Annotated in this window: 21 protein-coding genes; 14 read left to right on the top strand and 7 right to left on the bottom strand. The window is 49.1% G+C overall.

Going from position 1 to position 25306, the window contains the following annotated elements; genetic code table 11:
• Positions 1–398 precede the first annotated feature (398 nt).
• A complete protein-coding gene (locus tag SK066_RS21550; protein WP_320542955.1) occupies positions 399–1355 on the bottom strand; it encodes an L-lactate dehydrogenase in 957 nt (318 codons plus the stop codon).
• Positions 1356–1799: 444 nt separating this feature from the next.
• Here SK066_RS21550 and SK066_RS21545 point away from each other — a divergent pair, with 444 nt between their 5' ends.
• Positions 1800–2825, top strand: coding sequence for an NADP-dependent oxidoreductase (locus SK066_RS21545; protein WP_320542954.1), 1026 nt, complete (start codon positions 1800–1802; stop codon positions 2823–2825).
• A 333-nt stretch (positions 2826–3158) separates the two neighbouring features.
• Here SK066_RS21545 and SK066_RS21540 read toward each other — a convergent pair whose 3' ends face one another.
• On the bottom strand, positions 3159–3659 hold the full coding sequence (locus SK066_RS21540) for a CcdC family protein (protein WP_320542953.1): 501 nt from the start codon (positions 3657–3659) through the stop codon (positions 3159–3161).
• 553 nt (positions 3660–4212) lie between these two features.
• On the opposite strand from SK066_RS21540, the gene SK066_RS21535 reads away from it, so the two are divergent.
• From SK066_RS21535 to SK066_RS21505, 7 genes are all read left to right on the top strand, one after another.
• A complete protein-coding gene (locus SK066_RS21535) occupies positions 4213–4596 on the top strand; it encodes a response regulator transcription factor (protein WP_320542952.1) in 384 nt (127 codons plus the stop codon).
• Positions 4596–7688, top strand: a complete 3093-nt coding sequence (locus tag SK066_RS21530; RefSeq protein ID WP_320542951.1) for an ATP-binding protein — start codon at positions 4596–4598, stop codon at positions 7686–7688. The genes SK066_RS21535 and SK066_RS21530 overlap by 1 nt, the downstream gene beginning before the upstream one ends.
• Before the next feature lie 209 nt (positions 7689–7897).
• The gene (locus tag SK066_RS21525; protein WP_320542950.1) at positions 7898–10105 is read left to right on the top strand and encodes a response regulator; all 2208 of its coding nucleotides are present in this window, start codon (positions 7898–7900) and stop codon (positions 10103–10105) included.
• Positions 10102–11220 (top strand): HEAT repeat domain-containing protein, encoded by a 1119-nt coding sequence (locus tag SK066_RS21520; protein ID WP_320542949.1) that lies wholly within the window; start codon positions 10102–10104, stop codon positions 11218–11220. The genes SK066_RS21525 and SK066_RS21520 overlap by 4 nt, the downstream gene beginning before the upstream one ends.
• Positions 11201–12682: a glycosyltransferase family 2 protein gene (locus SK066_RS21515; RefSeq protein WP_320542948.1), complete on the top strand. Its 1482-nt coding sequence runs from the start codon at positions 11201–11203 to the stop codon at positions 12680–12682. Before SK066_RS21520 ends, SK066_RS21515 begins: the two co-directional genes overlap by 20 nt.
• Positions 12679–13836, top strand: a complete 1158-nt coding sequence (locus SK066_RS21510; RefSeq protein WP_320542947.1) for a hypothetical protein — start codon at positions 12679–12681, stop codon at positions 13834–13836. Before SK066_RS21515 ends, SK066_RS21510 begins: the two co-directional genes overlap by 4 nt.
• Positions 13837–14321: 485 nt before the next feature.
• Complete coding sequence (locus SK066_RS21505; protein WP_320542946.1) at positions 14322–14774, top strand: Lrp/AsnC family transcriptional regulator; 453 nt, start codon at positions 14322–14324, stop codon at positions 14772–14774.
• 212 nt (positions 14775–14986) lie between these two features.
• Here the strand turns inward: SK066_RS21505 and SK066_RS21500 are convergent, their stop codons facing one another.
• From SK066_RS21500 to SK066_RS21490, 3 genes are read right to left on the bottom strand one after another with little or no spacing between them, the layout of a single operon-like run.
• Positions 14987–15544, bottom strand: a complete 558-nt coding sequence (locus tag SK066_RS21500) for a chromate efflux transporter ChrA (protein ID WP_308422644.1) — start codon at positions 15542–15544, stop codon at positions 14987–14989.
• Positions 15544–16173: a chromate efflux transporter ChrB gene (locus SK066_RS21495; RefSeq protein ID WP_320544937.1), complete on the bottom strand. Its 630-nt coding sequence runs from the start codon at positions 16171–16173 to the stop codon at positions 15544–15546. Before SK066_RS21495 ends, SK066_RS21500 begins: the two co-directional genes overlap by 1 nt.
• Positions 16174–16176: 3 nt before the next feature.
• A complete protein-coding gene (locus SK066_RS21490) occupies positions 16177–16662 on the bottom strand; it encodes a chromate efflux transcriptional regulator ChrS (protein WP_320542945.1) in 486 nt (161 codons plus the stop codon).
• A 294-nt stretch (positions 16663–16956) separates the two neighbouring features.
• Between SK066_RS21490 and SK066_RS21485 the strand changes: the two genes are divergently transcribed.
• The 6 genes from SK066_RS21485 (at position 16957) to SK066_RS21460 (ending at position 23553) form a co-directional block, all read left to right on the top strand.
• On the top strand, positions 16957–18165 hold the full coding sequence (locus SK066_RS21485) for an amidase (RefSeq protein ID WP_320542944.1): 1209 nt from the start codon (positions 16957–16959) through the stop codon (positions 18163–18165).
• A gap of 222 nt (positions 18166–18387) precedes the next feature.
• Positions 18388–19017, top strand: a complete 630-nt coding sequence (locus SK066_RS21480) for a nitroreductase family protein (protein WP_188775806.1) — start codon at positions 18388–18390, stop codon at positions 19015–19017.
• A gap of 260 nt (positions 19018–19277) precedes the next feature.
• Complete coding sequence (locus SK066_RS21475) at positions 19278–20351, top strand: GGDEF domain-containing protein (protein WP_320542943.1); 1074 nt, start codon at positions 19278–19280, stop codon at positions 20349–20351.
• Between the two features lie 176 nt (positions 20352–20527).
• Entirely contained in the window at positions 20528–21253 is a 726-nt protein-coding gene (locus SK066_RS21470) for an MBL fold metallo-hydrolase (protein ID WP_320542942.1), read from the top strand.
• Positions 21250–22338: an AbrB family transcriptional regulator gene (locus tag SK066_RS21465; RefSeq protein ID WP_320542941.1), complete on the top strand. Its 1089-nt coding sequence runs from the start codon at positions 21250–21252 to the stop codon at positions 22336–22338. Before SK066_RS21470 ends, SK066_RS21465 begins: the two co-directional genes overlap by 4 nt.
• Before the next feature lie 144 nt (positions 22339–22482).
• Positions 22483–23553, top strand: a complete 1071-nt coding sequence (locus SK066_RS21460; protein ID WP_320542940.1) for a lactonase family protein — start codon at positions 22483–22485, stop codon at positions 23551–23553.
• 243 nt (positions 23554–23796) lie between these two features.
• On the opposite strand, the gene SK066_RS21455 is transcribed toward SK066_RS21460, so the two are convergent.
• Entirely contained in the window at positions 23797–24639 is an 843-nt protein-coding gene (locus SK066_RS21455) for a hypothetical protein (RefSeq protein WP_320542939.1), read from the bottom strand.
• Between the two features lie 114 nt (positions 24640–24753).
• Positions 24754–25104, bottom strand: coding sequence for a hypothetical protein (locus tag SK066_RS21450; protein ID WP_188775801.1), 351 nt, complete (start codon positions 25102–25104; stop codon positions 24754–24756).
• Between the last annotated feature and the right edge of the window lie 202 nt (positions 25105–25306).

Here is a 25306-nt window from a genome sequence, read left to right as displayed (position 1 = left end):
GCAAATAGGAAGCCAGGCAATAAGTGATCTTTAGATGTTTAATAAAAAAGCCAATTCTATGAAGGAAATACATAGAATTGGCTTTTATTTTGAAAATAGAGATAAAAGTAGAGCGTAGTCTATTTTAAGGTTCTTATTATTGAAGTCATATACAAATGCAGCAAGGAAGATGTATTACATCAAGCAAACTCTCCCTTGCTGCTTATTCATACTAGCCTATAAGTTCATAGACAAAACCTATAAATTGCTCGTAATATAACGTGCATTCGATTAGATAGGTGGGTAGCAACCAGCATTATTTCCCCTTATACCAGGCTGATAGTTTACTTCATACTACGGAAACCATCCAAACTATTCTAATTCAATCAATGCACTATTTCCAAACTTATCTGCATCGTTTACACCGTCACCTGTACCTGCTCAATCGCGGTACGAATCACATGACAGGAATGCTCCAGCTGCTTTTGTTCCTCTTCATTCAAGCGTAGCTCAATCAGCTCTTCAATACCGTTTCCGCTAATGATCGCTGGCACGCCTGTGCATACATCGTGCTGTCCATATTCGCCGTCCAGAATCGCAGATACAGCAATAATCCGGTGCTCATCGTACAGAATAGAGCGAGCGATGTGGGCGAGTGCATTGCCAATACCAAACTGGGTATGACCTTTACGGAGGAAAATTTCCCAGCCTGCATCACGCGTTTTGAGTGCTACGTCTTCCATGCTTAGTTCAGGGAAACGCTCAGCATGCTGTTCTAAAATATGCAGTAGTGGTTTACCGCCGATCGTTACGTGCGACCATGCAACAAATTGGGATTCACCATGCTCACCTAATACATAGCCGTGTACGCTACGCGGATCGATGGAGAAGACGTCAGACAGAATCGTTTTCAAACGAGAGGAGTCAATCGATGTACCCGTACCAATCACGCGTCCACGTGGCAGCCCGGAAAATTGCCATGTCAGATAGGTCACAACGTCAACTGGATTCGCTGCAATAATGAACACTCCGTCAAATCCGCTCGCCATGATCGGATCGATAATGTCCTTCGTAATCGCTGCTGCCTCATGCAATACGGTCATTCGATCCTGACCTGGCTTCGGATTCGCACCTGCTGTAATGATAACGATATCCATATCACCACAATCCTCCAGCGAACCAGCATACACCTTGGTACGATGTGAGGTAAAGTCCATGCAGTGTGACAGGTCGAGTGCCTGCGCGACTGCCTTCTCATGTGTCCGTCCAACCATCATAATCTCATCGGCAATGGACTGATTGATCATCGAATACGCACAACCTGCTCCGACCATACCGACTCCAACAATGGCTACTTTTCTGTTCTTTCTACCCAAATGCACAGCCTCCACTCTTTATAAATATGACGCAATCAGCCCTTCATACAGACAACGTACAAATAACAGCTAGCGTCCTAATCATTCATCTCACATTCGACAGCATCAACAATAAGGAATGTTAAAATACATTCCACAATTGACATTATACATGCTTTTTATTCAGGTGTAACTGCTAAATGTGTTATATAAGTTAACTCTTTGTAAGTATTTAATGGGCTATATTACATTATATGTAAATATAAATATATAATAACGTGTAATGGACTAAAGGTGGTGGAGAGTTAGGATTGGAATACGGGTGTCATAAGATATGGCGATTGGGGTAAATAATAACGTGAGCTACCGTACATGCACCATTGGAACTTTCATTTGTGTATGTACTTCAATTCTACATGCAATCATTCGTATTGCAGTGATCGAAGATATGAGGAGGAATACAATATGGCAGAACAAATGAATGAATACTTCGCACTAGCAAGTCGCCCAGCAGGCACACCAGCGCTGGAACATTTTACAGTGAAAAAAGAAGAGCTCAATATGCCCGAGGATGGACAGCTACTCGTAAAAACACTATATGTGTCCGTTGACCCGTACATGCGCGGACGGATGAAGGATGCGAAGTCGTATTCAGCACCGTATGCGATTGGCGAGCCGATCACAGGTGGCTCGATCGGTCGTGTGCTGCATAGCCGTGCCGATGGCTTCAAGGAAGGCGATATCGTCGCTGGTGGCTGGGGCTGGCAGCGGTATGGCCTCATAGACAGCAAGGCTTGCCGTCGCATTGACCCGGAGCTAGCGCCGATCACAACAGCGCTTGGCGTGCTCGGTATGACAGGCTTGACCGCCTATTTTGGCACACTGCGTATCGGTAATCCGCAGCCTGGTGAGACACTCGTAGTGTCCGGTGCAGGTGGTGCGGTTGGGATGATCGTTGGACAGATCGGTAAAATCAAAGGCGCACGCGTCATCGGTATTTCCGGCTCCGATGAGAAAAATCGTTACCTCAAGGAAGAGCTGGGCTTTGATGAAGTGATCAATTACAAAACTGATCAGCCGCTAGCTGAAGCGCTGGAGCGTGCATGCCCGGATGGGATTGATGTGTATTTTGATAATGTCGGTGGCGATATTACCGATGCGGTCATTCCATTATTGAATCGCAATGCACGTATTCCGCTGTGTGGACAAATCTCGCTGTACAATCAGGAAAAACCAGAGCTTGGGCCACGTATCCTACCGATGCTGCTCACACGAACCGTCCTGCTCAAAGGCTTCCTCGTGGGCGACTACGCTGCCGAGCAAGAAGAAGGGCTGCGTGAGCTAGGACAATGGGTACGCGAAGGACGCTTGAAATACCGTGAAAATATTATCGACGGCTTTGATAACATTCCAGAGGCATTTATCGGGCTATTCAGCGGTGAGAATCTGGGTAAACAGCTTGTGCGCGTAGCAGAGGATGAAGAGAACTAATTCAGCCCACTCGTATCGCGCAGTAGGTAGGCTTCAAGGGTATCCAGGTTGCTCCTTTGTGCTATATTTTGCCAGAGTAGATGGATAGCCGATATAGATGTTGTACAGCCATATTAAAGGATACAAGTAGGGAAGTAAGAGCTCGCTTTAGCTTTTCGACCTCCCTTTCTATACCACTAAATAGTTCAGCATCACAGCAAAAAAGCTAAAGCCTTCTCGACTGTGGAATACTGCAATCATCATGAGAGCAGTATTCCATAATGTCGAAAAGAGGCTTTAGCTTTTGTTGTATATACAGTACAGACGCGTGATATGTCCGATATCCTGATGGAATCAGACGGATGAACTGGATTCCACCTTTTCACGGATGGCGCGATATTTACGATACATATCGAGGCGCCAGTGTAGCAAGGTTCCGAAGGCAAGGATGAAGAACACACCCGCTGTCTGCGGAATAGTAATGTAATGCTCGATAAAGCGGTGTAGCAGCAGACGAATCAGCAGCAGTCCGAGCAGGATGAATAGAAAGCTTTTGGAGCGCTGAACGACTACATCGGTGCCGTTGTGCTCGAAACGTGTGCCCCGAATGAGCGGATACGAGAAAATAAACCAGCCGACCAGAAATGCACCTACTGCCCACAGCCATGATACGCGAAAGTCCGGCACCACAAACATGAAAAAGCCGGTGCTCATACCGAGTGGCGGAATCAGAATTTTTTTGGCATTAACCGGTCTATGATTGGTACGCGAGCGCACCAGAATCGCAGTCAGAGCGATAACAAGCAGTCCGACAGTCGAGCCTATTTGTAAAAAGGAGGGACTGAATTGAAGCATAATCGCGGTAAAACCCCTCTCCACAATGTGAATTCAACTACATATGTAGTATACCATATCCATTCTTTTCCGCATCCTGCGTAACGCTTAAAATTTGTACATTTTGCAAAAGCGTCTATTTTGTTCTTCGCCCTGCGTATAGCAGTCATCCATCTGTTCGACTTGTACGAATAAGGATTGAAGCTAACAGGCAGTGGTAGTGCCATTTTTACAGATAAGAATGATGTACTATTTGCGAATGGAACTCATTTGCCGATAATTATCAATATTAGCTATTGGGCTACTCTGTTTCTATATGTATTGCTACCTCATCGCCTTAGCGGATCATTGTATTCGAGTTCATCCTATACGATACGGAGTGCTGGAATCGATGCTATTCCGATTTATTCAGAATGTCGATGATTGTGGTAATATACAATTGTTATTGTTTTAAATAATTTCAATATTATGTTAAAAGAACAGGTTTGCGGAAGCGCCAGATGGGATAGGGGCTGTCTCGGTAGCCTCACCATACATAGCATGGCGCATATTGACGGATACAGGAGGCAAAAGGATGACAGAGAAAAAGATTTTGATTGCTGAGGATGAACCGGCACTGCGTTTTTTACTTATGGAGACGCTTGAGGATGAAGGGTACATGATGACTGAGGCTGAGGATGGACAGCTTGCCAAGGATCGTCTAGCTCAGCAGGAATATGATCTGATCGTGCTTGATTATATGATGCCAGAAGCGACAGGCATCGAGGTGTGTGAGTGGCTGCGCGCGAGTGGGAATGCGAATGCAGGCAAGCCCGTTATCCTGCTGACTGCCAAGGCGCAGGAGCAGGATCGTTTACGTGCGGAGCAGGCAGGGGTGACCTTGTTCATGTCCAAGCCATTCAGTCCGCTCGCATTGATCGATGCAGCCGAGGAGCTGCTTGAAAGGGAGGACGCCTGATGCCAAATGGCGGTTTGACCCGGCGTGTGACCCGTTGGACGATCATTGCCTTTTTAATTTTTGGCTTGATTATCTTTGCGGTAGAATGGGCATTCAAGCAACAGGTGACTGACATCAATACGGAGATTAATCAGCATCTGGATCAACAGAATCGTTTGCAAGCGATCGATGAATCGTATCGCTCGGCTGTATCGAATTTTCGGGCATATCTAGCTTTTAGTGTAGAGACATTTCGGGTACAGGCAGAGTCGGATCGAGATCGCTTTCTGCAGGATCTGAATCAGTATCGGACACGTTCGATCAACAATCAGGAGAATGAAAATGCCCTCACCGAGCTGGATCGACAAAGCCGCGAATATTTCAGCTATTTTCCGCTGATCGAAGGCTATAAGCAGCAGGGGAAGCAGGAACAGATCGAAAATACATCCCGTAACATTACCACCGCTATTGTCCAGTCGGTGAATACTGAGCTGGAGAATCTGATCGATAATGAACGCGATCAGGTGAACCAGCTGATGAAGCAAAGTCAGCGACTGAACTCGATCGTCCTATTTATTCCGCTCGTCTTTATTATTCTGGGCTTGATTGCTGCTCTACTGCTGGTGCGGTACTTGCGCGAGTCGATGATTCGTCCTGTCGTAGAGCTGGAAGCTACGGTACGACGGATCAGTAATGGTGAGTATTTACATGTCAATCCGCGTACTTCGAATGATGAGATTACGAGTCTGATCGGCGGGATCAATCATATGTCGGATCAGCTGCGTGAGCGTCAGCAGCAGAATGAATATAGCTTGCAGCAGATGGAGCAGCAAAACGATGAGATGGAAGCGCAAAATGAAGAAATTCTAGCGCAGCAGCATGAGCAAGCGATCATTTTGGATAAGCTGACCGAACGCGAAAGCCAGCTACAGCTGATCAATTCGTATCAAGAAAAGCTAACTGGCTTTAGTAGCATGAAGGATTTTCTGGAAAACAGTCTGCGTGCGTTAATGCATGCTACACATCATGATGCCGTTATGCTCGTCGTACGCGATCAATCAGATTCAGCAGGCTCTTTTCGAATGGTATGCGCGGTAGGCTGGCCACAGCATGATACCGGACGCAAAGTGGAGCAATTATATGGGCCAGCGCTGGAAGTGATCGAGGAACGCAGACCGGTCGTGCGTAGTCGCTCGCTGAGTGGTGAAGAGATTGGGCTGCATCAAGGCTATGAGCGTGCAGACGATCATTACTATCCACTCTTTGATGAGGATATGCAGGTAATCGGCTATCTGCTATTCACGACGTATGGCAGTCTGGCAGTGAATATTAAGGATCGTATGCTAACAGAGGGATTGATCAATCAGTTCGGTCTGGCGTATCAGGCACAGCTTGCAGGAGAGGAACGTCGTAAGCAGGGCGTCCGTCTGGCGGAGCTGAATGCCGAGCTGGAAACGGAGAAGCTGATGATCAAGCAGCAACGCGATACGATTCAGGAGATTATTGACTCGTTACAGGAAGGGCTTGTGCTATTTGATCATAACGGGGTTATCTCATTTTGCAATGAACAGGTGAGTGCGGTCTTACCGGATCTGAAGACAGGGGCATCGATCGATAGTCTGAATGCTTTCCTTGATAAGCAACATATGGGCACTTACAAGCTGAGTGAACAGATTACACATGCGGTGAAGGAGCATCTGACGAACTGGAGAACTCAGTTCAGTCTTCGTGCACGTGATGGCAATATTCATCACATGGAAATGTACATTAATCTGATTACCGGTGCAGATCTACAGGAATATCATCTGATCGTACTGCGTGATCGCACAGAGGAAGAACAGGCGAACCAGATGAAAAATGAATTTGTTAGCATCGTATCGCATGAGCTGCGTACACCGCTGGCAAGTATTTTGGGCTTTGTGGAGATTTTGCTGAACCGCGAAGTGAAGCCAGAGAAGGCGAAGAAATACATGGAGACGATTCACCGGGAAGCGAATCGTCTATCGAATCTAATTAATGATTTTCTGGATTTGCAGCGGATGGAATCTGGAAAACAGACCTATACGCTTGTGCCATTCGATCTGCGCGCTATCGTTAGCGATGTGGCGATGCAGTGGGATGGTAAGCAGGAGCATGGTGTCTATGCCGAGCTGCCAGAGCATACAGCACTGGTACGTGCCGATCAGGATCGCATCACTCAGGTGATGCACAATCTGATCAGCAATGCGGTGAAGTATTCTCCAGGCACGGATCGAGTCGATGTAAGGCTACTTGAAGACGAAGCGAACTGGCTGGTGGAGGTACAGGATTACGGTCTGGGCATTCCAGAGGAAGCGAAGGATAAAATGTTCAGCAAGTTTTATCGTGTGGATAATTCGGATCGCCGTCAGATTGGCGGTACCGGTCTTGGACTGGCGATCGTACGCGAAATTTTGAATGATCTGGGTGGAGAGATTACCTTCCATTCCGAGCTGGGTCAGGGAAGTACATTTATCGTCAGATTGCCGAAGCTCAAAGTGCCTGTGCTGGATGAGCATATTGTTGTGATTGAGGACGAGGAGAACCTGTCCCGATTGATCGCGGCGACCTTTGAAGAGCAACGGTATGAGATTTTGACGCTGAACAATGCAGAGGAAGCGATTCTGGGCTTGCAGGCGGCGAAGTTGCCACCGTTACTGTGCATCGTTGATATCCATCTGCAAGGACCGAAGAGCGGCTGGGACTTTATTGCTGCACTCAAAAGTCACCCATTAACCCGCGATGTACCGGTGATCGTCTCATCGGCGCTGGATCAGCCAGGTGACTTTGCCGAGAAGGCGGATGAGAAGTACCTGCAAAAGCCATTTACCGTGGATCGATTGCTGGAGCTGGGCGTTTCGCTTATGGATCAGGGACAGCAGTCGCTTCGCACAGATATGGTCGTACAGGGCAATCAGGATGAGCAATTGCTCCAGCAAGCCTTGCAGCGTAGCGGTCTTGGAGCAGCAGCGCTGAAGCTGGTGGATGATGTGATCAAGGTTGATCTACTGGGCGATGCGAAGAAGACAGAGCAAGCTGAGAAGGCAGACTCTTCACCGAATCCAGATACCAATCACGGAAATGGAGCGATCTAGCTTCATTGGGTTCCCTGTATAGAAATATCGTTATGGTACAAATGAAAGCAATAGACCGGTACGATCAGGGGTAATAGAAAGTAGGCTATAGACCATGTAGCACATCCGTTATGAGCGATGTGCTACATTGTAGTATTGCGGAGAATAGGATGTACTCATACAAACGGCTGTGTCGATGAGCGCCTATGGCGACAGTCAGGGAGGATTTTATGGATAAATATCAGCGACTATTTATAAAGCAGATGAAGGACAAAATCAAATCCGTTACGACATCCGGGCAGTCTACCAGCGAGGCAGAGCTGTATCGACTGCTGCATTCGGCAAAAGGAACCGCAGGAACCATTGGACTGGACGATTGGTTTCAGACCGCTTCCAGTCTACTGGAACGTGTAGAAGCAGAAAGCACCCGCGTCTGGCGCGTTTCTGAGGCGCGTGAGCTACTGGCTCCGCTCGCTTTTTTACTATTGGACAGTGCGGATGAGTCAGATGATGGTGGAGACGAGTCTGCTATCGTTGAAGACGCACAGGCTGAATTGCCACCTTATATGGGTACACTGTTGATCGTAGATGACGATCTGAGCTTGCTGCTTGTGCTCAAGGAGCATCTGGAGCGAATGGGATACATGGTGCTGGCTACGCCAGATGCAGGGCGAGCGCTGGAGTTATTTTATAGCATGAAGCCCGATTGTGTTGTGCTTGATATTGTGCTGGAGGAACGGAGCGGTCTGGAGATCTTGCAGGAGATGCAGTCTCGCAGTGAGCAGTACTTAATTCCGGTCATTATGATCAGTACGAATCGTGATCGTAACACTCGTATACAGGCATATGAATCGGGTGCAGATGACTTTATAGGCAAGCCGTTTGATGTAGAGGAATTCGCTGTACGGGTGAAACGTCAGGTGTCTCGCCGCTTGAAGCTGAATCATTTGTTAATGATGGACGAGCTGACCGGTGCGTATAACAGTACCTTTTTTGCACAGGAGCTGGTTCGTCATTTGCAATTACAGCTGGAGCGGCCTGAGCCTGCTACACTGACGCTATTTGATCTGGATAGCTTCCGCTATATTAATGAGCGCTTCGGTTATGCTGAGGGCGATCGACTGCTCAAGCATTTCTCTGATCTGGTCAAGCCTGCGCTGGGGCCGCATGATATCTGGGCGCGTGATCGACATGACCGGTTTTACCTGCTACAGCCTGGCGTGGGGGAAAAGGAGGCAACCTCGTTTGCCCATCAATTGCTGGAGCGTCTGGAACAGGATCAGAGCGCAGGATTGGATGATTATCGTCTGTCCTTCTCGGCAGGTGTTCTGGAGTTAAAGCCAGGCATGACCGCTTCCTCCTGTTATGACGGCGTGATGCGTATTGTAGCCGAAGCGAAGCGCAGTCGGGATGGTGTGATGGTTGTACCGGAGCGCCGTAGACCGGTCGAAAATGGTCAGGCGGCACGTCTGGTCGAGATGGCACTGGATGCGGCGACACAGGCGAAGCCTGATGATCGTCAGCACGAGAGTAGCTCATCAGCCGATACAGGTGTAGAGCCACTTTCACAAGCTGCATCGACTCCTCCAGTCGAGCCGTCCGATCCTCTGATGGATAAAATGGACGATTTGATGTTGGCGCTATCCTCCAGGCTTAAACGGCATCAGCACTCCGAGTCTGCAATGATCGAGGATGAAATAGATAAAGACGAAATTGTTAAACAGGATACAACCTTCCAGCCAGCTCCAGAGGTACAGGAGTCTCAACCTGTAGCTTCGGCTCCACAGGAAGAAATCATAACGGCACCAGCGCCAACACCGCCTGTACAGGAAGCTACAACGCCAGTGAATACAGCGCCACAGCCAGCGGAGCAGCAGGATACAGCTACACCAGTCCCTGCTTTTCACGTGGACACGATTCGTGAAGCCGAAGCGCCTGATGGCTCCGGTCGTCGCCTGGAATGGGTCGATCGTGAAGAGAAGGTGCTGCTTAGTCAGCAGGCGGCTGAGATTCAGCAGGCATCGGCTCCACCGCTCGGTGTAAATCCATGGAGACTGGCTATTATTGACGATGATGATCTGATTCGTAATATGCTCAAAAAGCGTCTGTCTGCTCTACAGGCTGAACATGAGCTGGATATTCGCGCGTTTAGCGATGGTGAGGAATTTTTCAGTGATCCATGGCATGGTGAGGACGCACACTACCTGCTCATTTTGGATCGGATGATGCCGCGGATGAATGGGATGGAGGTGCTACGTCGACTACGTAGCTCGGATAAACGCAATCGATATACCGTGCTTATGCTCACCGGAGTTGGTGATGATCGTGAAGTGGCGGATGCGATTGGTGCGGGTACAGATGACTATTTGACCAAGCCATTCAGTATGGTTGAGCTGGAGGCACGTATTCGGCGTTTGCTGGGGAGGATGAAGGCATGAAGCAACTGGATACGAACCAGGCACTGCTTGCATTTGCCTTGCTCAGCGCGCTCATGTTGCTCATTCTGATACTGCTGTATGCGTATCTAGCTTATCGTAAAGCAACCTATAATAAGCGCCAGCTAGCTGTCTATGAGATGGTGCGCGATCTGGAGCAGCCGGACTCGGCACTGGAAACGTATCTGGCTACCGGTGAAGCCTCGCGGCGGTTATCGATCCGCGAGCCTTATCGAATGGAAGCCTTGCAGGAGGCACTACAGCATCGCCTTTCAATCAGTAACACGCCAGAAGAGCGCAGGCTGATCTATGAGTTTGCTGAACGTTACTTTTCCGGTCATTATCGAGAAGCGTTGCGTAATCGGCGCTGGAGCACACGGATGAATACGTTGCTCTGGATTGAGCAATTTCGTATTCATTCACTCCAGCCAGAGTTGATACGCTGGATGAAGGCGGCACGCTGCTCAGATGAGGAGCACTTTCAGATTTTGCGTATTTTGTCCAAGCTGAACAGTGATCAGATCGTCCCCTTCCTTAGTCAAAAGGATCATAATCTGTCGGACAGTCAGCTATTACAGATTTTGCTGCCGCTTAACGAGGAGCTGATTGATCAGCTTTTAGCTCAGTTTGATACATTACCGAGACGGGTTCGCTATAACTTGATGGATGCACTGCGTATTCATAATGTACGTTCCACCGAGGTTCTCGCTCTGCTGGAGCGTCAGCTAAGTCATTATGATGGAGAAATACGGATTCGTGCGCTCAAGACCATTGCTAACTTCGGCTATATGTCGCGTGAGGCAACGCGCCTGCTCGTGGATGTGCTGGAGGATGAGCATGATCATCCGGAGCGTATGACCTCCTCATGGCCAGAACGCCTGATGCGTGCGAAAGTGATGGGCAATGTGCATGAGGATGTGTTCGTATCGTACCTGCTGGAAATGCTGGGCGATTCGTCGTATCGGGTCAGACAACAGGCAGCTGAATCGTTATCGAACTATAAAAATGGCCTGGAGCTGCTTGCAAAAGTAGTTGCCGGAGAACATGCGGACCGCTATGCACGTGAGATGGCGGAGGAGACGCTGGAAAGGAAGCAATATGAACGCAACCTGGCTTGAGCTCATCGGTACGATTTTTGAAGTGATCAGCATTATTATTGCCATCTATGTCGTTGTGGTCAGTCTGGTGTATGTTGTGCTGTTCTTCGTAGCGGCTCATAAGCTCAATCGAGAAAAGGACGTCAACGAGAGCCAGTATGAGCAGGTGCTACAGGAAGAGCTGGCGCCGCCACTGTCTATTATCGTGCCTGCCTACAATGAAGAGCTGAATATCGTATGGAGTGTACGATCATTGCTAGGTATTAACTACAAGCAGTTTGAGATTGTGGTCGTAAATGATGGTTCCAAGGATGCTACAGCGCAGCAGCTCATCGATGAATTCGATATGGTTGAGGTTAAAAGCCGTGTACGCTGGTCGGGTCTCGGGAAGGAAACGAAGCCAATTCGCGGCATTTATCGCTCGCTCCAGCATACTAATCTGGTGCTGGTCGATAAGGAGAATGGCGGTAAGGCAGATGCGCTCAATGTGGGCATCAATGTATGTCAGTATCCCTACTTCGCTTCGCTGGATGGCGATACAGTGCTGGACCAGGATGCCTTTATCAAGGTCATGAAGCCGATTATGGATGCTGGGCCTGATGAAGAGATCGTTGCTACAGGCGGTAGCGTCGGAATCGCCAATGGTAGCTATGTGGATAGCGGCTACTTGAGTCGTGACAGTGTGCGTCTGTCTCACAAGCCACTTGTGGTGATGCAGGTTATTGAGTATCTGCGTGCCTTTCTAATGGGGCGGATCGGGCTTAGCCGTTATAATCTGCTGCTGATCGTATCCGGTGCCTTTGGTATTTTCAAAAAGAGCTGGGTCATCGAGGTGGGCGGCTATGAGGTGAACACGATCGGTGAGGATATGGAGCTGGTCGTTCGTCTGCACCGCCGGATTCAGGAAAAGAAAAGTAAAGCACAGATCGTGTATGTACCCGATCCGGTCTGCTGGACGGAAGCACCAGAGCAGGCCAAAATTCTGCGTCGTCAGCGTACACGCTGGCATCGTGGACTGTTCGAAAGTTTATGGAAAAATCGTAAAATGATGCTGAATCCGCGCTATGGCAAAATCGGCATGATCTCCATGCCGTATTTCCTGTTCGTCGAGCTGCTGGGGCCAGTGGTCGAGCTGACCGGTATCATTACCGTGCTGATCGGCTTGTTTCTGGATACGATTGATATCCGTATCACCCTCATTCTAGCACTGCTCATGCTGCTATACGGCTCATTGTTATCGATGGGAGCTGTATTGTTCGAGGAATGGTGCTTCAAGCGCTATAACCGGGTAAGTGACCTGACGCGTCTATTTCTATATGCGCTGTCAGAAACGTTCTGGTATCGTCCGATGATGACACTCTGGCGTTTTGAAGGGCTACTTCGCATTGCCGCACGTAAAAAGCACGCCTGGGGCGATATGGCGCGTGGCGGTGTGATGAACTCCAAGAAGACGGACAACGGTGCGAATGGAGGTGGGTCATGAAAGCCAGAAAGGTATGGACATTCTGGATCATTCCCATCCTCATTGTAGCTTTGTTGTTGGCGCCGTGGGTCTGGTGGGAAGTGAAGCCAGATACTCGATTAGAGGTCACTATTCTGGACAAAACCGTGCCAAATACGACCTACCGCGAGCATAAAGGTCTGGTCTGGCTGCTCAATCAGCAAAAATATACCAAGGCGAATGGACAGCGTTATGACTATACGACCGATTACTATGGCTTTTTTCCGGGAAGCAATGATCAGTATAAGGTCACCGGATTGCCGCAGGATATGCGCAATACCGATATGATCTATGTGGCAGATACGTATGGCGTAGAAAAGGCGCAGTATTTACAGGCAAACAATGGCGCCAGTGTCGGAACGGCAGATGGCGATCTGTCGCAGGGTATGCTGTACGGTGGGCTGGATACGTCGGATGTACAGCGTATTCGTAGCGGAGTGACTGAGCAAGGCGTCAAAACGCTCATCGCCGAGTTCAATAGTCTGGCTACACCAACTACAGCAAGTGTGCGCAATCAGATCTATCCATTACTCGGTGTAGAATGGACAGGCTGGACGGGACGTTATTTTGCTGATCTGGCTCGCGGTGGCGAGGTGCCGGACTTCCTGACAGGAGACGGAAGTGATCCGAATCGCTGGCCGTACACGGGCCCAGGTATCTTGCTGATGCACGAGGACGGACGTGTTGTCGTGCTACAGGAGGGCAAGCAGATTGGCGATCAGGGCGTACAGACCACATTAACGACGCAGGGGAAAGCGCTGATTGGCTTCGATACCAAGGTGCGTTACAACTACTGGTTTGACATTATGAAGCCAGCCGAGCGAACCGAGATTCTGGCGAATTATGATCTGGGTCTAACCGCAGACGGCAAGCAAAAGCTACAGGAAGCAGGCATTACAGATACGTTTCCAGCAGTAATTCGCCAGCAGCATGCGACCTATACGTCGTATTATTTTGCCGGTGATTATGCGGATCATGATCAGTATCCATTCTGGCGCCGCTATGAAGGCTGGGATACAATCAAGCGCTGGTTCACACTGGATCGACCGGGCAGTGAGGATGCCTTTTACTGGCATTTATATGTACCGATGATGAAGGGAATTCTGGCACAGACGGCAGCAACAGAGCGGCGCTAAGGGCAAGAGTAGCAGGCTATGTGATGTGCGGACTGTCCAGCTTCAATACGGAATATGAACATGCTCTATACGAATAAAAGATCAGCCCTGATATTCCTTTGGGAAGCAGGGCTTTTTGAATAGTTCGTACTGGAGGGGAGGGGGCACCAGGAGAAAGTCTGGGGTGTAAGCATGAAGAATTTTTACATATGTGTTCCGATGTGTGATGTATAATAATAAAGAAGCTGTGTCTAGTGATCAGATGCATTAGCGAATGGTATATGCTGCATGCGTAACCGGGAACATAACGGAAGAAAAATCATCATAACGTGCCAAAAAAATGCACAGTTAATCTATACACGACACCCTGTAGTTGATAGAATAAAGAGTCATGATATATCGTTTTAGACGTACAGCAGCATGTAAAACCTCCAGACGTTTATATCGAGCAGGCACATGGTATTTTCGACCGAACGATAATAGAAAAATTCCGAAGGAGGAGACTCATGGATCAGGTTGATGAGCAAATATTGCTGCATCTGCAGCGTCATGCCCGTATCTCGATGACCGATCTGGGTAAAGAGGTTGGATTGTCCCAGCCGGCAGTCACAGAGAGGGTACGCAGGCTGGAGGAGAGCGGCTTGATTCGAGAGTACCGTGCTGTTGTTTCCCCGGATAAGCTAGGCTACCAGGCATCCGCGTATTATCTTTTTCATACTAATAATGGGGTTAACTTTGTTGAGGTATGCCGGGAATCACCGGAGATTGTGGAATGTCATCGGACGAGTGGCGAATATAATTACTTGCTCAAGGTGCTAACGTCCTCGATTCGGGAGCTGGAGGCGTTCGAGAATCGGATCAGTCATTATGGTGATTATACAACCTTGATCGTGCTATCCACACCGATTGAGCATCGCCAGCTCGCACCTACAGGAAATGGATTCAGACGTCCCGTGTAACGATCTGGCTGTCATCTGGTTATCAGAGGAAGTCGATTCGGGAGCATGGCATTCGCTGCTCCAACGTAATCACCTGCTCAAATCAAGATTGTCCATGCAAGCAATCTGCGCATAACAGTGAGTACGAACAATACCCCTGCTTCGCTATGTTGGCGGTATGCAGGGGTATTGTTCGTATGATCGACTGATCAGAATAGTCGTGACTCTATCGATTACATAAAATAAGGCAAAGCGAAGGCGCCATATGCAAAGGCAGCGATAATCACAAACGCCGGATGAATTTTGCGAATTTGCATCGCCCAGAAGGCAACCAGTGCAATTGCCAGCGTCTGCCATAGACCGATCGACGTATACGATTCCTCTCCTAGCTGCCAGGTGAGCAGAAGCATCATTACCGCAATGACAGGCTGCACGAGCAGTGTCAGTCCCTTTACTACTGGAGAAGTACGATATTTTTGCAGTAAGCGCAGTAGCACGATCATCGCCACTGCCGAAGGTACAATCGTAGCGATCAGCGCAATCACTAGCCCCGGAATCCCTGCTACATCAAAGCCGACAAAAGCGGCAATCTTCGTCGCAATCGGGCCTGGCAATGCATTACCAAGCGCCAGCACATTGGAGAATTCCGTATCATTCAGCCAGTGAAAATGGGTCACGATCTCGTTGTACATCAGCGGAATCGAAGCGGGCCCACCGCCATAGCCGAGCACATTCGCAAGGAAAAAGCCCCAGAATAGCTTCAGCCATTCCAACCAATCCATACTCCACATCACGCTTCACCTCCACCATGACGGCGCTTTTTCAGCCAGTTCACAAGACGGAAATGAAATGCACCATAGATCAGGAACAGCGCAATCACGATCGCGGCATGCACATGGACGATCTGTAAGAGCACGAATACGATCACGAATAAAGCAATGCCCAGTGCCACGCCTAGTCCTTTGACCGCCTTTTCGCCAAATTCATACGCCATCACACCGAGCATGACGGCGATCACAGGAACAACAGCAGCGATCATACCCTGAATCATTTTCGATTCGCTTAGAAAGGCAACCGCTGACAGTAGGATGATCATCGCAATGGATGAAGGTAAAATATGCGCCAGAATCGCGATAATCGCCCCGGGTACGCCTTTACTGCGATAGCCTAGATAAGCCGCCATCTTGGTCGCAATTGGGCCGGGTAGTGCATTGCCAAGTGCCAGAATCTCGCCAAATTCATCATCGCTAATCCAGCGATAGCGAGTGACTGCCTCATAACGGAAGAGCGGCATCACAGACGGCCCACCGCCATAGCCAAAAATACCGGTGCGAATCATCGCCCACGATAGCTCCCCATAGGTCGCTTCGCGGAATAATGGCTCCTGCTGCGAGGAAGCCGGTGGTACAGGTGTGTTCATCATTTACAGCCTCATTCCCATCCGGCTTTTGTAGCGTGTGATCAGTACCTGACAATCGACACTCATAATTCCCGGCATTGTGTATAGTTTGTCCTTTAAAAAGGTCTCCATCTCCTGATTGTCACGGAACAGCCCGTGCATATGCAGCTTGCTCGGCCCAGTCATATGATACAGACTCGTAACGACAGGCTCCTCAGCGAGCTTGTCCGCTGTCTCATGCAGATGCTTCGGCTCAACCTCTACATTAAAGAAGGCAGAGACGGAGATGCCGATTTTGGCTGGATTGATAACCGCGGCGAAGCGCTCAATTGTTCCGTTTTCGATTAATGTGTTAACACGTGCCTGTACGGCGACACGGGATAAGCCGATGTCCTTGGCAAGATCGGTGTACGAAATTCGGCCATTTTGATTTAAAATAGCGATAATACGGCGATCAATATCGTCGATATCGACGGGCTGTGTATCGCCAGAAGGCTTGGAAGGATGCATGCTATTCACTCCTTAAATAGTAGAAGATGCAGAAAAGAGAAAGAGAGCAATAAAGGGAATAATACAGAGAACAAGAAAGAGCTTTGAACCTAGATGCACCGCTTTACAGGTTTCTATTTCTCTATTATAAGCAATATGAACTTTCTTTTTGTCTGCAAAATAATACTTTTAATTGCAATATGAATAAATATATAATGGTTAATAATCGATTTCAACATGAAATTCAATATTTACTTACGATGTCAGTATTGTGGAGCACCGGGCTGTCGCCTGATCAGTATAGGGGGAATCGCAATGACGCAGAAATGGAATGCATTTGTGAATGAGCAATGGACGATGAAGAGCGAGGGAGCAGAGGGGCCACTGACCGGGCTGAGCTTTGGCGTAAAGGATGTGTTCGAGCTGGAGGGTTATACCGCGAGTGCAGGTAATCCAGACTGGCTGCGTACACATCAGCCGGCGACGCAGACGGCGCCTGCAATTCAGCGCTTGCTGGATGCGGGCGCTGTATTGCAGGGCACAACGCATACCGATGAGCTGATGTACAGCCTGAACGGTCAAAATGTACACTATGGGACACCGGTGAATCCGTCTGCACCGGATCGCATTCCGGGTGGTTCCTCCAGTGGGTCGGCAGTCGCTGTCGCCGCTGGACTGCGCGATTTTGCCATTGGAACGGATACCGGTGGATCAGTGCGTATTCCTGCCTCGTATTGCGGTATTTATGGTATGCGTCCCACGCATGGCCTGATTGATATCGGCGGTGTCATTCCACTGGCGCATGGCTTTGATACAATTGGCTGGATGGCGAACAGCGCCGAGCTATTACAGCGTGTAGGTCAGATACTGATCGGCACGGGTACGGATGAACGGTCTGCTAGTGCTGACTTTGAGCATGTATATCTACCCGAGGAAGCATGGGCAGTAGCAGAGCCAGAGACGGCTCAGCTATTACAGGCTGCCGCGGAACGACTGTTACAGCAAGGTGAGAAGTGGAGTATGCAGCCACAGCCAGTAGCGATTGCACCGGAAGGCTTAGCTGCATGGATGACCGCCTTCCGTACGGTACAGGGCATTGAGATCTGGGAAGAGCATGGAGAGTGGGTACAGCAGGTACAGCCTGTCTTTGCAGAGGATATTGATGAACGATTCCGGTGGGCAAGCACACTACGCCGTGAAGACAGCAGTGACGCATTCGCGCTCAAGCAGACAGTGCGCTCGCGCTTGCAGGAGATGCTCGGTGAGAATGGGCTGCTGGTGCTACCCACAGCTACAGGGCCAGCGCCACAGCTTCATATTGGAGGCGAAGCGAATGAACAGCGCCGCTCCCAAACGATGCAGCTTTCCTCGATTGCGGGTCTATCCGGCTTGCCGCAGGTAACGATTCCGGTAGGTACGGTAGATGGAGCACCAGTAGGTTTGTCGTTTATCGCTGGCAGAGGGCAAGATTTGCGTTTATTGCAATGGGTACAGACCGCACTGCATCGACGCAGTTTGATGTAAATCCCGATAAATATACGGTTCGCACGAATACAGTTGACACGCATTTGCTGCAATCGTATAATCACAGTGGAATATATATAAGATTACTATTAATAAGTTGTAGCTGAAGCTGTACATAACCTTGCTTTCTGGTCTGTAAGGACGAGCGTCAAGGTGCTATGGATGGCTGCCAGTCTGCTTCAAATCTAATCCATATCCACTATTTTAAAGGGAGTGCTGTTCATGTCTAACGCGATCAAGCCAGAAACGATTCAGGTTATCGAAGACCGTCATTCAGTAAAAGTGTACGAAAAAGGGTATGTGATTCCACAGGAGGATATGGATCTGATCCTGTCCGCTGCGAACGCTGCTCCATCCGGCTGGAACCTGCAACACTGGAAATTCCTCGTCATCGATGATGAAGCGAAAAAGCAAGAGCTGTTGCCAATCGCCTACAACCAGAACCAAGTAGCAGATAGCTCCTTCACCGTAGCGATTCTGGGTGATCTGGAAGCGAACAAAAATGCAGCTCCTGTCTATGATGCACTCGTTGAAGCAGGCGGTATGAGTCCAGAAATCCGTGATACACTGATCGGTCAGATCAACGGTGCTTACCAGCATCCAGGTGTAGCACGCGATGGCGCACTATCCAATGCTTCACTGGCAGCGATGAATCTGATGCTGGCTGCACGCGCACTCGGCTACGATACATGCCCGATGGGTGGATTTGATCACAAAGCGTTTGTAGAGCATTTCAACGTGCCAGAGCGTTACATTCCCGTTATGCTGATCACTGTGGGTAAAGCAGCGAAGCCTGCGTATGCTTCCGGCCGCTTCCCACTGAGCGAAGCAGTAATCAAAAATTCGTTCTAATTCCAATCCTATTTACCAATCGAAAGCCCGATGTAAGATGCATCGGGCTTTTTTTTGTGTAATTATGCACATTTTTCGTTAAAAGTCAGGAATTTAGCTCTTAGTCCCTATGAACTATAAGGGTGCAAATTCCGTAATTATATAATATAGCAGCTTAACTATATCTTCTTTCGTGTGAGCTGCTCTTATCGGTTGCCAGAAGCCCGGCTAGATAGAGAATAAATGGCGACGTAACCGATCCGGGGGAAAGGGCTGGTTCAATGATTAACCTGATCAACAATCTAACGATGGTAACAACATTTCTGTTCCTTACCAATTTACTATTAAATAAATTCAAAGATACCTTTCCACAATATAGCCATGCCTATCCGTATGTATCCGGCACATTGCATGGATTGCTAGGTGTGGGATTAATGCTACTAGGCGTAGCAACTACAACTGGCTTCCATCTTGATCTACGGACGCTTGCGATTGTGAGCGCTGTTTATATGGGAGGGAGATGGGCAGGAACGATTGCGCTATGTATCATTCTGCTAGCGCGGTTTGTGCTGCTTGATGTGACCAATACAATCGCTGTACTGGCAGGGATAGCGATGATCCTATTGTCTTATATATTGTCCATGTGGCTGTTAAATCGCCAGCATCGCAAGTCGATTCGGCGTTGGCTGGTAATTATTTTTTGCAGTATGATCATTCCGTGTCTGATGGTATATGCTGCGTCAACAGATCGAGATCTCTCTGGCACGCTGCTGGTCATTCTGATGTATACGTCAGGTGGATTGTTTACGTATTTGCTGCTCACACATTTGAGCCGTTCCAATCAATCGATCTATTTACTCAAGGAAAAGGCCAGCCGCGATCATCTGACCGGGCTGTATAATCCGCGTGCCTTTGAAGGGATTTTCGAACAGAAAATGCTGGAGACCGAGAAGACGCGTGATTCGTTCTCGCTGTTGATGCTGGATATCGATCATTTCAAAAGGATTAATGATACGTATGGACATAGTGCGGGTGATGCGGTGCTGGCTTGCTTTGGCGATCTGTTGCATCGGTCGTTACGATCCTCTGACTACTGTGCGCGTAAGGGCGGCGAGGAATTTATCGTGCTGCTGAATGACTGTGATTCGGAACAGGCGAGACAGGCGGCAGAGAAGCTACGCAGGCTGGTTGAGCAGCAGGAGTTTCAGCTGCCTGACGGCAAGCTATTAAAGGTAACCGTATCGATTGGCGTATCTACGTATCCATTTACCCGTGCAGACCTGCTTATTGATCAGGCCGATCGGGCATTATACCGTGCAAAAAGGGAAGGACGTAACCGCGTCATTTATCATTAACCGGATGGACAGAGCGATCTGCTATCCGGTTATTTATTATGATGTTCTATACATAAGAAATCTGGTTATAATTTTGACAATGCTAGCTGCAAAGAATCATAATAAATAGCAGAACATATCATTCCCAATGTGCAGGAGGTGGACTGGAGCTCGCGTCATCGCGGCTCTGGAGGATAATGAACATTACTGAACAGATCGATGTATTGGAACTGAAGCTTGAGGCAGGCGGTAATGAGTTCGTACTGCACCCCTTTGTTATTTATGATGAAGGACAGGCGATTGTATTCGATACCGGCTTTCCGGGTAGCTATGATGCACTCGTTGCACTGCTGAATCCAGTCTATCCAGTACGCAGTGTTGTATTGACGCATCAGGATATTGACCATATTGGCACATTGCCACAATTTATGGCACAGGAGCCGCAGCTTGCGGTATATGCGCATGAGGATGATCGGGCAGTGATTGATGGGAAGGCGCCGCTTATTAAAGCTTCGCCAGAGCGTTTGGATATGATGCTTTCGAGTGTACCCGAGGCAGAAGCAGCTGCATTCCGTAGCGTGTTCTCGGCAGATACGCCGGATAATGTAAACCACGTGCTACACGATGGTGATGTGCTGCCATTTGCAGGTGGATTACAGGTGGTTCATACGCCAGGTCATACACCGGGGCATATTAGTCTGTATCATCCGGGCAGTAAAACGCTATTTACCGGAGATGCGATGGCTATTGCAGACGGTAAGCTGCTTGGCCCGGTTCCGCAATTCACTCCGAATTATGAGCAGGCGATATCGTCGCTGAACAAGTTCCGTGAGCTGGATGTGGATACGGTCGTTTGTTACCATGGCGGTGTGTTAAAAGGAGACTTTCAACAGCGTCTGGCTGAGCTGGTGAGCGGCTCGTGACGAAGTATCCGCAGCTTCCCGGGCAGGCGGTTGTGCTTGGCTCCGGTCTGATCGGGGGGCTGCTGTTTCATCTATTGCATTTACCGGTGCCCTGGCTGCTGGGACCGATGATTGCCGTGTTTATTGGCGCACGTCTATTTCGGCGCTTTCGTCCGTCCTGGCCGTCCTCTGTAAAAAATATCGGGATTATGATCGTAGGCTATTCGATCGGCTTATCGCTGACGGTCTCGACTCTATCGCTGATCGGTAAACAGCTTCCCTCAATGATCACACTGACGGTACTGCTGCTACTTTTTTGCGGAGGGCTAGCGTATGTGCTATCGCGCTGGACGGGGATTCCATTTCAGACGATGCTCATTGCTAGCATTCCGGGTGGGCTGAGTCAGATTGTCGTACTCGCAGAGGAGCAGGAAGGGATCGATATTACGATTGTGACCTTTTTGCAGGTGTCTCGTCTGATGATGATCGTCATTGTGGTGCCATTACTCGTATTCAGTCCCTTATTTGCAACAGAGGTAAGCGCCTTGACGGAGCCGTTAACGCGCTCGGTAGGGAGCTGGAATCAACTGTTTCCTTCGATATTGCCGTTTCTGGTGCTATGTCCCGTCGCAGCGATTGTCGGGAAAAGAATTAACTTTCCGACTGCGTATCTGTTATTGCCAATGATCATAACCTTTGTATTGCAGCTTGTTGGACTGTATGCACCAGCGTTACCGTTATCCGTACTGGATGTGGCGCAGCTGCTGATCGGTAGCTCGGTCGGTCTGATGCTGAACCCGGAGCAGCTTCAGCATAAGCTACGTATCGTACTGCTCGCGCTGGGAAGCAGTCTAGTGCTGATGCTCTTTGCTTGTGGAACGACGCTTATTTTGATGAAATGGCATGATCTATCTGCGGCGACTGCCCTACTCAGTATGGCGCCAGGTGGGATGGATCAGATGGGCATTATTGCACATGAGGTGAATGCAGACGTGGCGACGGTTAGCTGTTATCAGTTATTTCGTACACTATTGATTTTCCTTGTGGTGCCGCCACTTGTGCGTGCTGTGCTGGGACGCTGGCAGCAGAAGACAGAGCATGGATAAGTGAGCCATGATGAAGCGCTGATTCAGGATCGCTCGGATTCGGTATTAATGTAGAGAGTAAGCCTGCGAAGAGGCAGGCTTTTTCCATTTTCAAAGGTCATCATCTGGCAGCATAAGCCGGATACTGTAGAAAGGGGAATGAGCATGTCAATGATCGATCATAAGGTATGGCTTTACATTGGTACGTACGCAAGCGTGGAGGAAGCAGGTATTCATGTGGCTACGATGAATCGCGATACTGGTGAGCTGGAGCTCGTATCGAACGTGACAGGAGTAGAAAATCCATCGTATCTGGCGATATCGCCGGATGGCTCGCATCTATATGCAGTGAGCGAAAAGGATGAGGGTGAGGTGCTGGCGTATGCCGTCCATGCCGATACGCATGAGCTTCATCTGCTGGATCGCCAATCGACAGAAGGTGGTGCGCCATGCTATGTGGAGCTAACGCCAGATGGACGTCATCTGCTTGTAGCCAACTATACAGGTGCAAATGTATGTGTATTTCCGATTCGTGAGGATGGAACACTCGCGCCGATGAGTGGTCATGCCCAGCATGAGGGTAGCGGTACGCATCCAGAGCGACAGGATCATGCGCATACGCATTCGATTGTGCCAGCGCTGGATGGACAGATGGTATATGTATCCGATCTGGGAACGGATCGTATTACTGCGTATCAGCTGGATGAAGCAGGAGCGATCAAGGAGGCAGGGCATACATCCAGCGCAGCAGCGGCAGGGCCACGTCATCTCGTATTTCATCCGAATGGTCAGCTCGCCTATGGTGTGAATGAACTGGACAGCACGGTGACCGCCTATATGCGCCATGTGGAGACAGGTATTCTGGAAGCGCTGGGCACATTGTCTACGCTGCCAGAGGATTTTGAAGGGGAAAATACAGGCGGTGATATTCGTCTGTCGCTGTGCGGAAGATATGTGTACGCGTCTAACCGTGGACATGATAGCATCGTGCAATACCGAATCGATGAACAATCCGGTAAGCTGGAAACGGTAGAATGGGTTCCTGTCAAAGGACGCACACCGCGTAATCTGGCGGTATTGCCGGGCGGCTATGTGCTGGCATCGAATCAGGACTCGAATAATATCGTTCAGTTCGCTACAGAGCCTGATTCCGGTCGTCTGACACCAACAGGGCATGAGCTAACGCTGAATCGTCCGGTATGTGTGATGGCGGATCGTCTGGAGATCGAGGATTGAGCTTGCTTTTGATCCTGCGATATGAGTAGGTGCGGGTGCTCACTTCATATTGCAAAACCGCTCAGAAGACTAACGAAAAGCACTCCATCAATACATGACGATTAACAAACAATAAACGACGAATAACAAAAGGTGTACCTTTATCGCCTCCATCGGCGATAAAGGTACACCTTTTTCATTACCATTCCGTATACAAAGCTACATTCCTTCACATGTATCTGTTGCACTCAATCGACAGAGTGTTTATTCATACTCCCCGGCATACGGACGTTCCTTCCGCTTCGGCTCACGGGTGAATCGGAAGCCGACGATAAATACGAGTACCTGTACGATCAAAATATACGGTGCAGCAGACAACCCCAGTAAATGGAGTAAACTGATCGCAGCAATCAGCAGTGCCATAATAACAAACGATGCTCGGCGACCACTCTCGCGAAATCCAGCGCTTAATACACCATATAGCAGCAGTAAGGCGGCAGTACAGGATAGGAATCGCAGGATGGCGAAGAAAGGAAACGGCGGGCCTGCTACATAGGCATTATGTATATCATCCAGACTGTAGAGCAGCAGTGCGCCTTCCAATAGCAACGCGATAAAAGGCAGCAATGGACGTAGCGTTAACCCGAACAGCATACCCCAGTGTGGCTGCTCGCCACGAGCGAGTAGACTGCGACGTTCACGTGTTAAGCGACTGATCTGCATCTCCAGTGTGCGATACAGAAGCAGCATCGATTGTCGATCACTCTTATCCAAATAGTGATCAATCCGCTCGATCAGCTCCTGATCCGCATACGGTGCCGCTTTGCAAGCGAGAATGCGTTCGACCATGAGCGGTAGCTCGGATGCAGCAGGCTGTGCTCGGCGTGGTGAGGATGGATCTGGCGAGATGAGCGGATACAGATGCCCCGCTGCCCGTGTCCAGTAGTCCAGACTGGTCTCGATGCGGCGCATCCGTTCTCGCTCTGTCCGTCTGCGCTGAGCAGCGGAAAAGCCATACACACCTGCCAGTAAAGCAAGCGCAGCGATCAGCGCCCCGATGAGCACAGCTGGGCTCTGCTGAAAAAGGGTGAGTTGCAGAGCTTCCACCCGATTCACTCCTTTATATAAAATAATAATAAATACAATAGCGATGATACATGCTGATATCACTATTACATAACCCTGTACACGATTCAAGAGCTATTGGGCGACCTCTCGTCATTACATGCGATTATACCGATCATCATAGCGTCGATCATCACGCATATAGCCTCTTCCTGTAACGGCAATCGCTTCAAGCAGCAAAATGATTGCCGTAATCGTATGCATCACCCAGCCGATTAGCGGAATCCAGGCAATCGCCGACGTAACAATCCCGATGGCATTACCAAATGGTGAACGACGTGCACGTACCGCGAGCACCAGTGCCACCAGATGAAGAACAAAGGCTATAAATAACGGTGTATAGCCATAGCTAATAACAAAAGTACCCCCGATGAGCGGAATCGCCATCAATGCTTCCAATGCAAACGTCAGCCATTTCAAAATAGGCAGTGTATTATCGTTTCGCATCCTTTTTCCCTCCTTCATTGTATACGGATTACACCGCTTTACCCGGTCAAATTGAAAAGGTAACCCGATGAATGAGCAGGCGCTGTATACGCATGATCAGCAAGCATACTACCCATGCTTTCTTGCTAAGATGTGCTCTAATGTATTATTAAACGAAAAAGAAGCATTTGCGCTCGTTGGAACCATTTTTCCACCCGATGAC

The organism is Paenibacillus hunanensis, from assembly GCF_034055775.1.
Lineage (GTDB): Bacteria > Bacillota > Bacilli > Paenibacillales > Paenibacillaceae > Saccharibacillus > Saccharibacillus hunanensis.
This window is presented reverse-complemented; position numbering and strand designations above follow the sequence as displayed.

Excerpts from the sequence above, each read along its gene's own strand:
- SK066_RS21545 (WP_320542954.1), top strand. The coding sequence starts at position 1,800 with ATGGCAGAACAAATGAATGAATACTTCGCACTAGCAAGTCGCCCAGCA.
- SK066_RS21540 (WP_320542953.1), bottom strand. The coding sequence starts at position 3,659 with ATGCTTCAATTCAGTCCCTCCTTTTTACAAATAGGCTCGACTGTCGGA.
- SK066_RS21535 (WP_320542952.1), top strand. The coding sequence starts at position 4,213 with ATGACAGAGAAAAAGATTTTGATTGCTGAGGATGAACCGGCACTGCGT.
- SK066_RS21530 (WP_320542951.1), top strand. The coding sequence starts at position 4,596 with ATGCCAAATGGCGGTTTGACCCGGCGTGTGACCCGTTGGACGATCATT.
- SK066_RS21525 (WP_320542950.1), top strand. The coding sequence starts at position 7,898 with ATGGATAAATATCAGCGACTATTTATAAAGCAGATGAAGGACAAAATC.
- SK066_RS21520 (WP_320542949.1), top strand. The coding sequence starts at position 10,102 with ATGAAGCAACTGGATACGAACCAGGCACTGCTTGCATTTGCCTTGCTC.
- SK066_RS21515 (WP_320542948.1), top strand. The coding sequence starts at position 11,201 with ATGAACGCAACCTGGCTTGAGCTCATCGGTACGATTTTTGAAGTGATC.
- SK066_RS21510 (WP_320542947.1), top strand. The coding sequence starts at position 12,679 with ATGAAAGCCAGAAAGGTATGGACATTCTGGATCATTCCCATCCTCATT.
- SK066_RS21505 (WP_320542946.1), top strand. The coding sequence starts at position 14,322 with ATGGATCAGGTTGATGAGCAAATATTGCTGCATCTGCAGCGTCATGCC.
- SK066_RS21500 (WP_308422644.1), bottom strand. The coding sequence starts at position 15,544 with ATGTGGAGTATGGATTGGTTGGAATGGCTGAAGCTATTCTGGGGCTTT.
- SK066_RS21495 (WP_320544937.1), bottom strand. The coding sequence starts at position 16,173 with ATGAACACACCTGTACCACCGGCTTCCTCGCAGCAGGAGCCATTATTC.
- SK066_RS21490 (WP_320542945.1), bottom strand. The coding sequence starts at position 16,662 with ATGCATCCTTCCAAGCCTTCTGGCGATACACAGCCCGTCGATATCGAC.
- SK066_RS21485 (WP_320542944.1), top strand. The coding sequence starts at position 16,957 with ATGACGCAGAAATGGAATGCATTTGTGAATGAGCAATGGACGATGAAG.
- SK066_RS21480 (WP_188775806.1), top strand. The coding sequence starts at position 18,388 with ATGTCTAACGCGATCAAGCCAGAAACGATTCAGGTTATCGAAGACCGT.
- SK066_RS21475 (WP_320542943.1), top strand. The coding sequence starts at position 19,278 with ATGATTAACCTGATCAACAATCTAACGATGGTAACAACATTTCTGTTC.
- SK066_RS21470 (WP_320542942.1), top strand. The coding sequence starts at position 20,528 with ATGAACATTACTGAACAGATCGATGTATTGGAACTGAAGCTTGAGGCA.
- SK066_RS21460 (WP_320542940.1), top strand. The coding sequence starts at position 22,483 with ATGTCAATGATCGATCATAAGGTATGGCTTTACATTGGTACGTACGCA.
- SK066_RS21450 (WP_188775801.1), bottom strand. The coding sequence starts at position 25,104 with ATGCGAAACGATAATACACTGCCTATTTTGAAATGGCTGACGTTTGCA.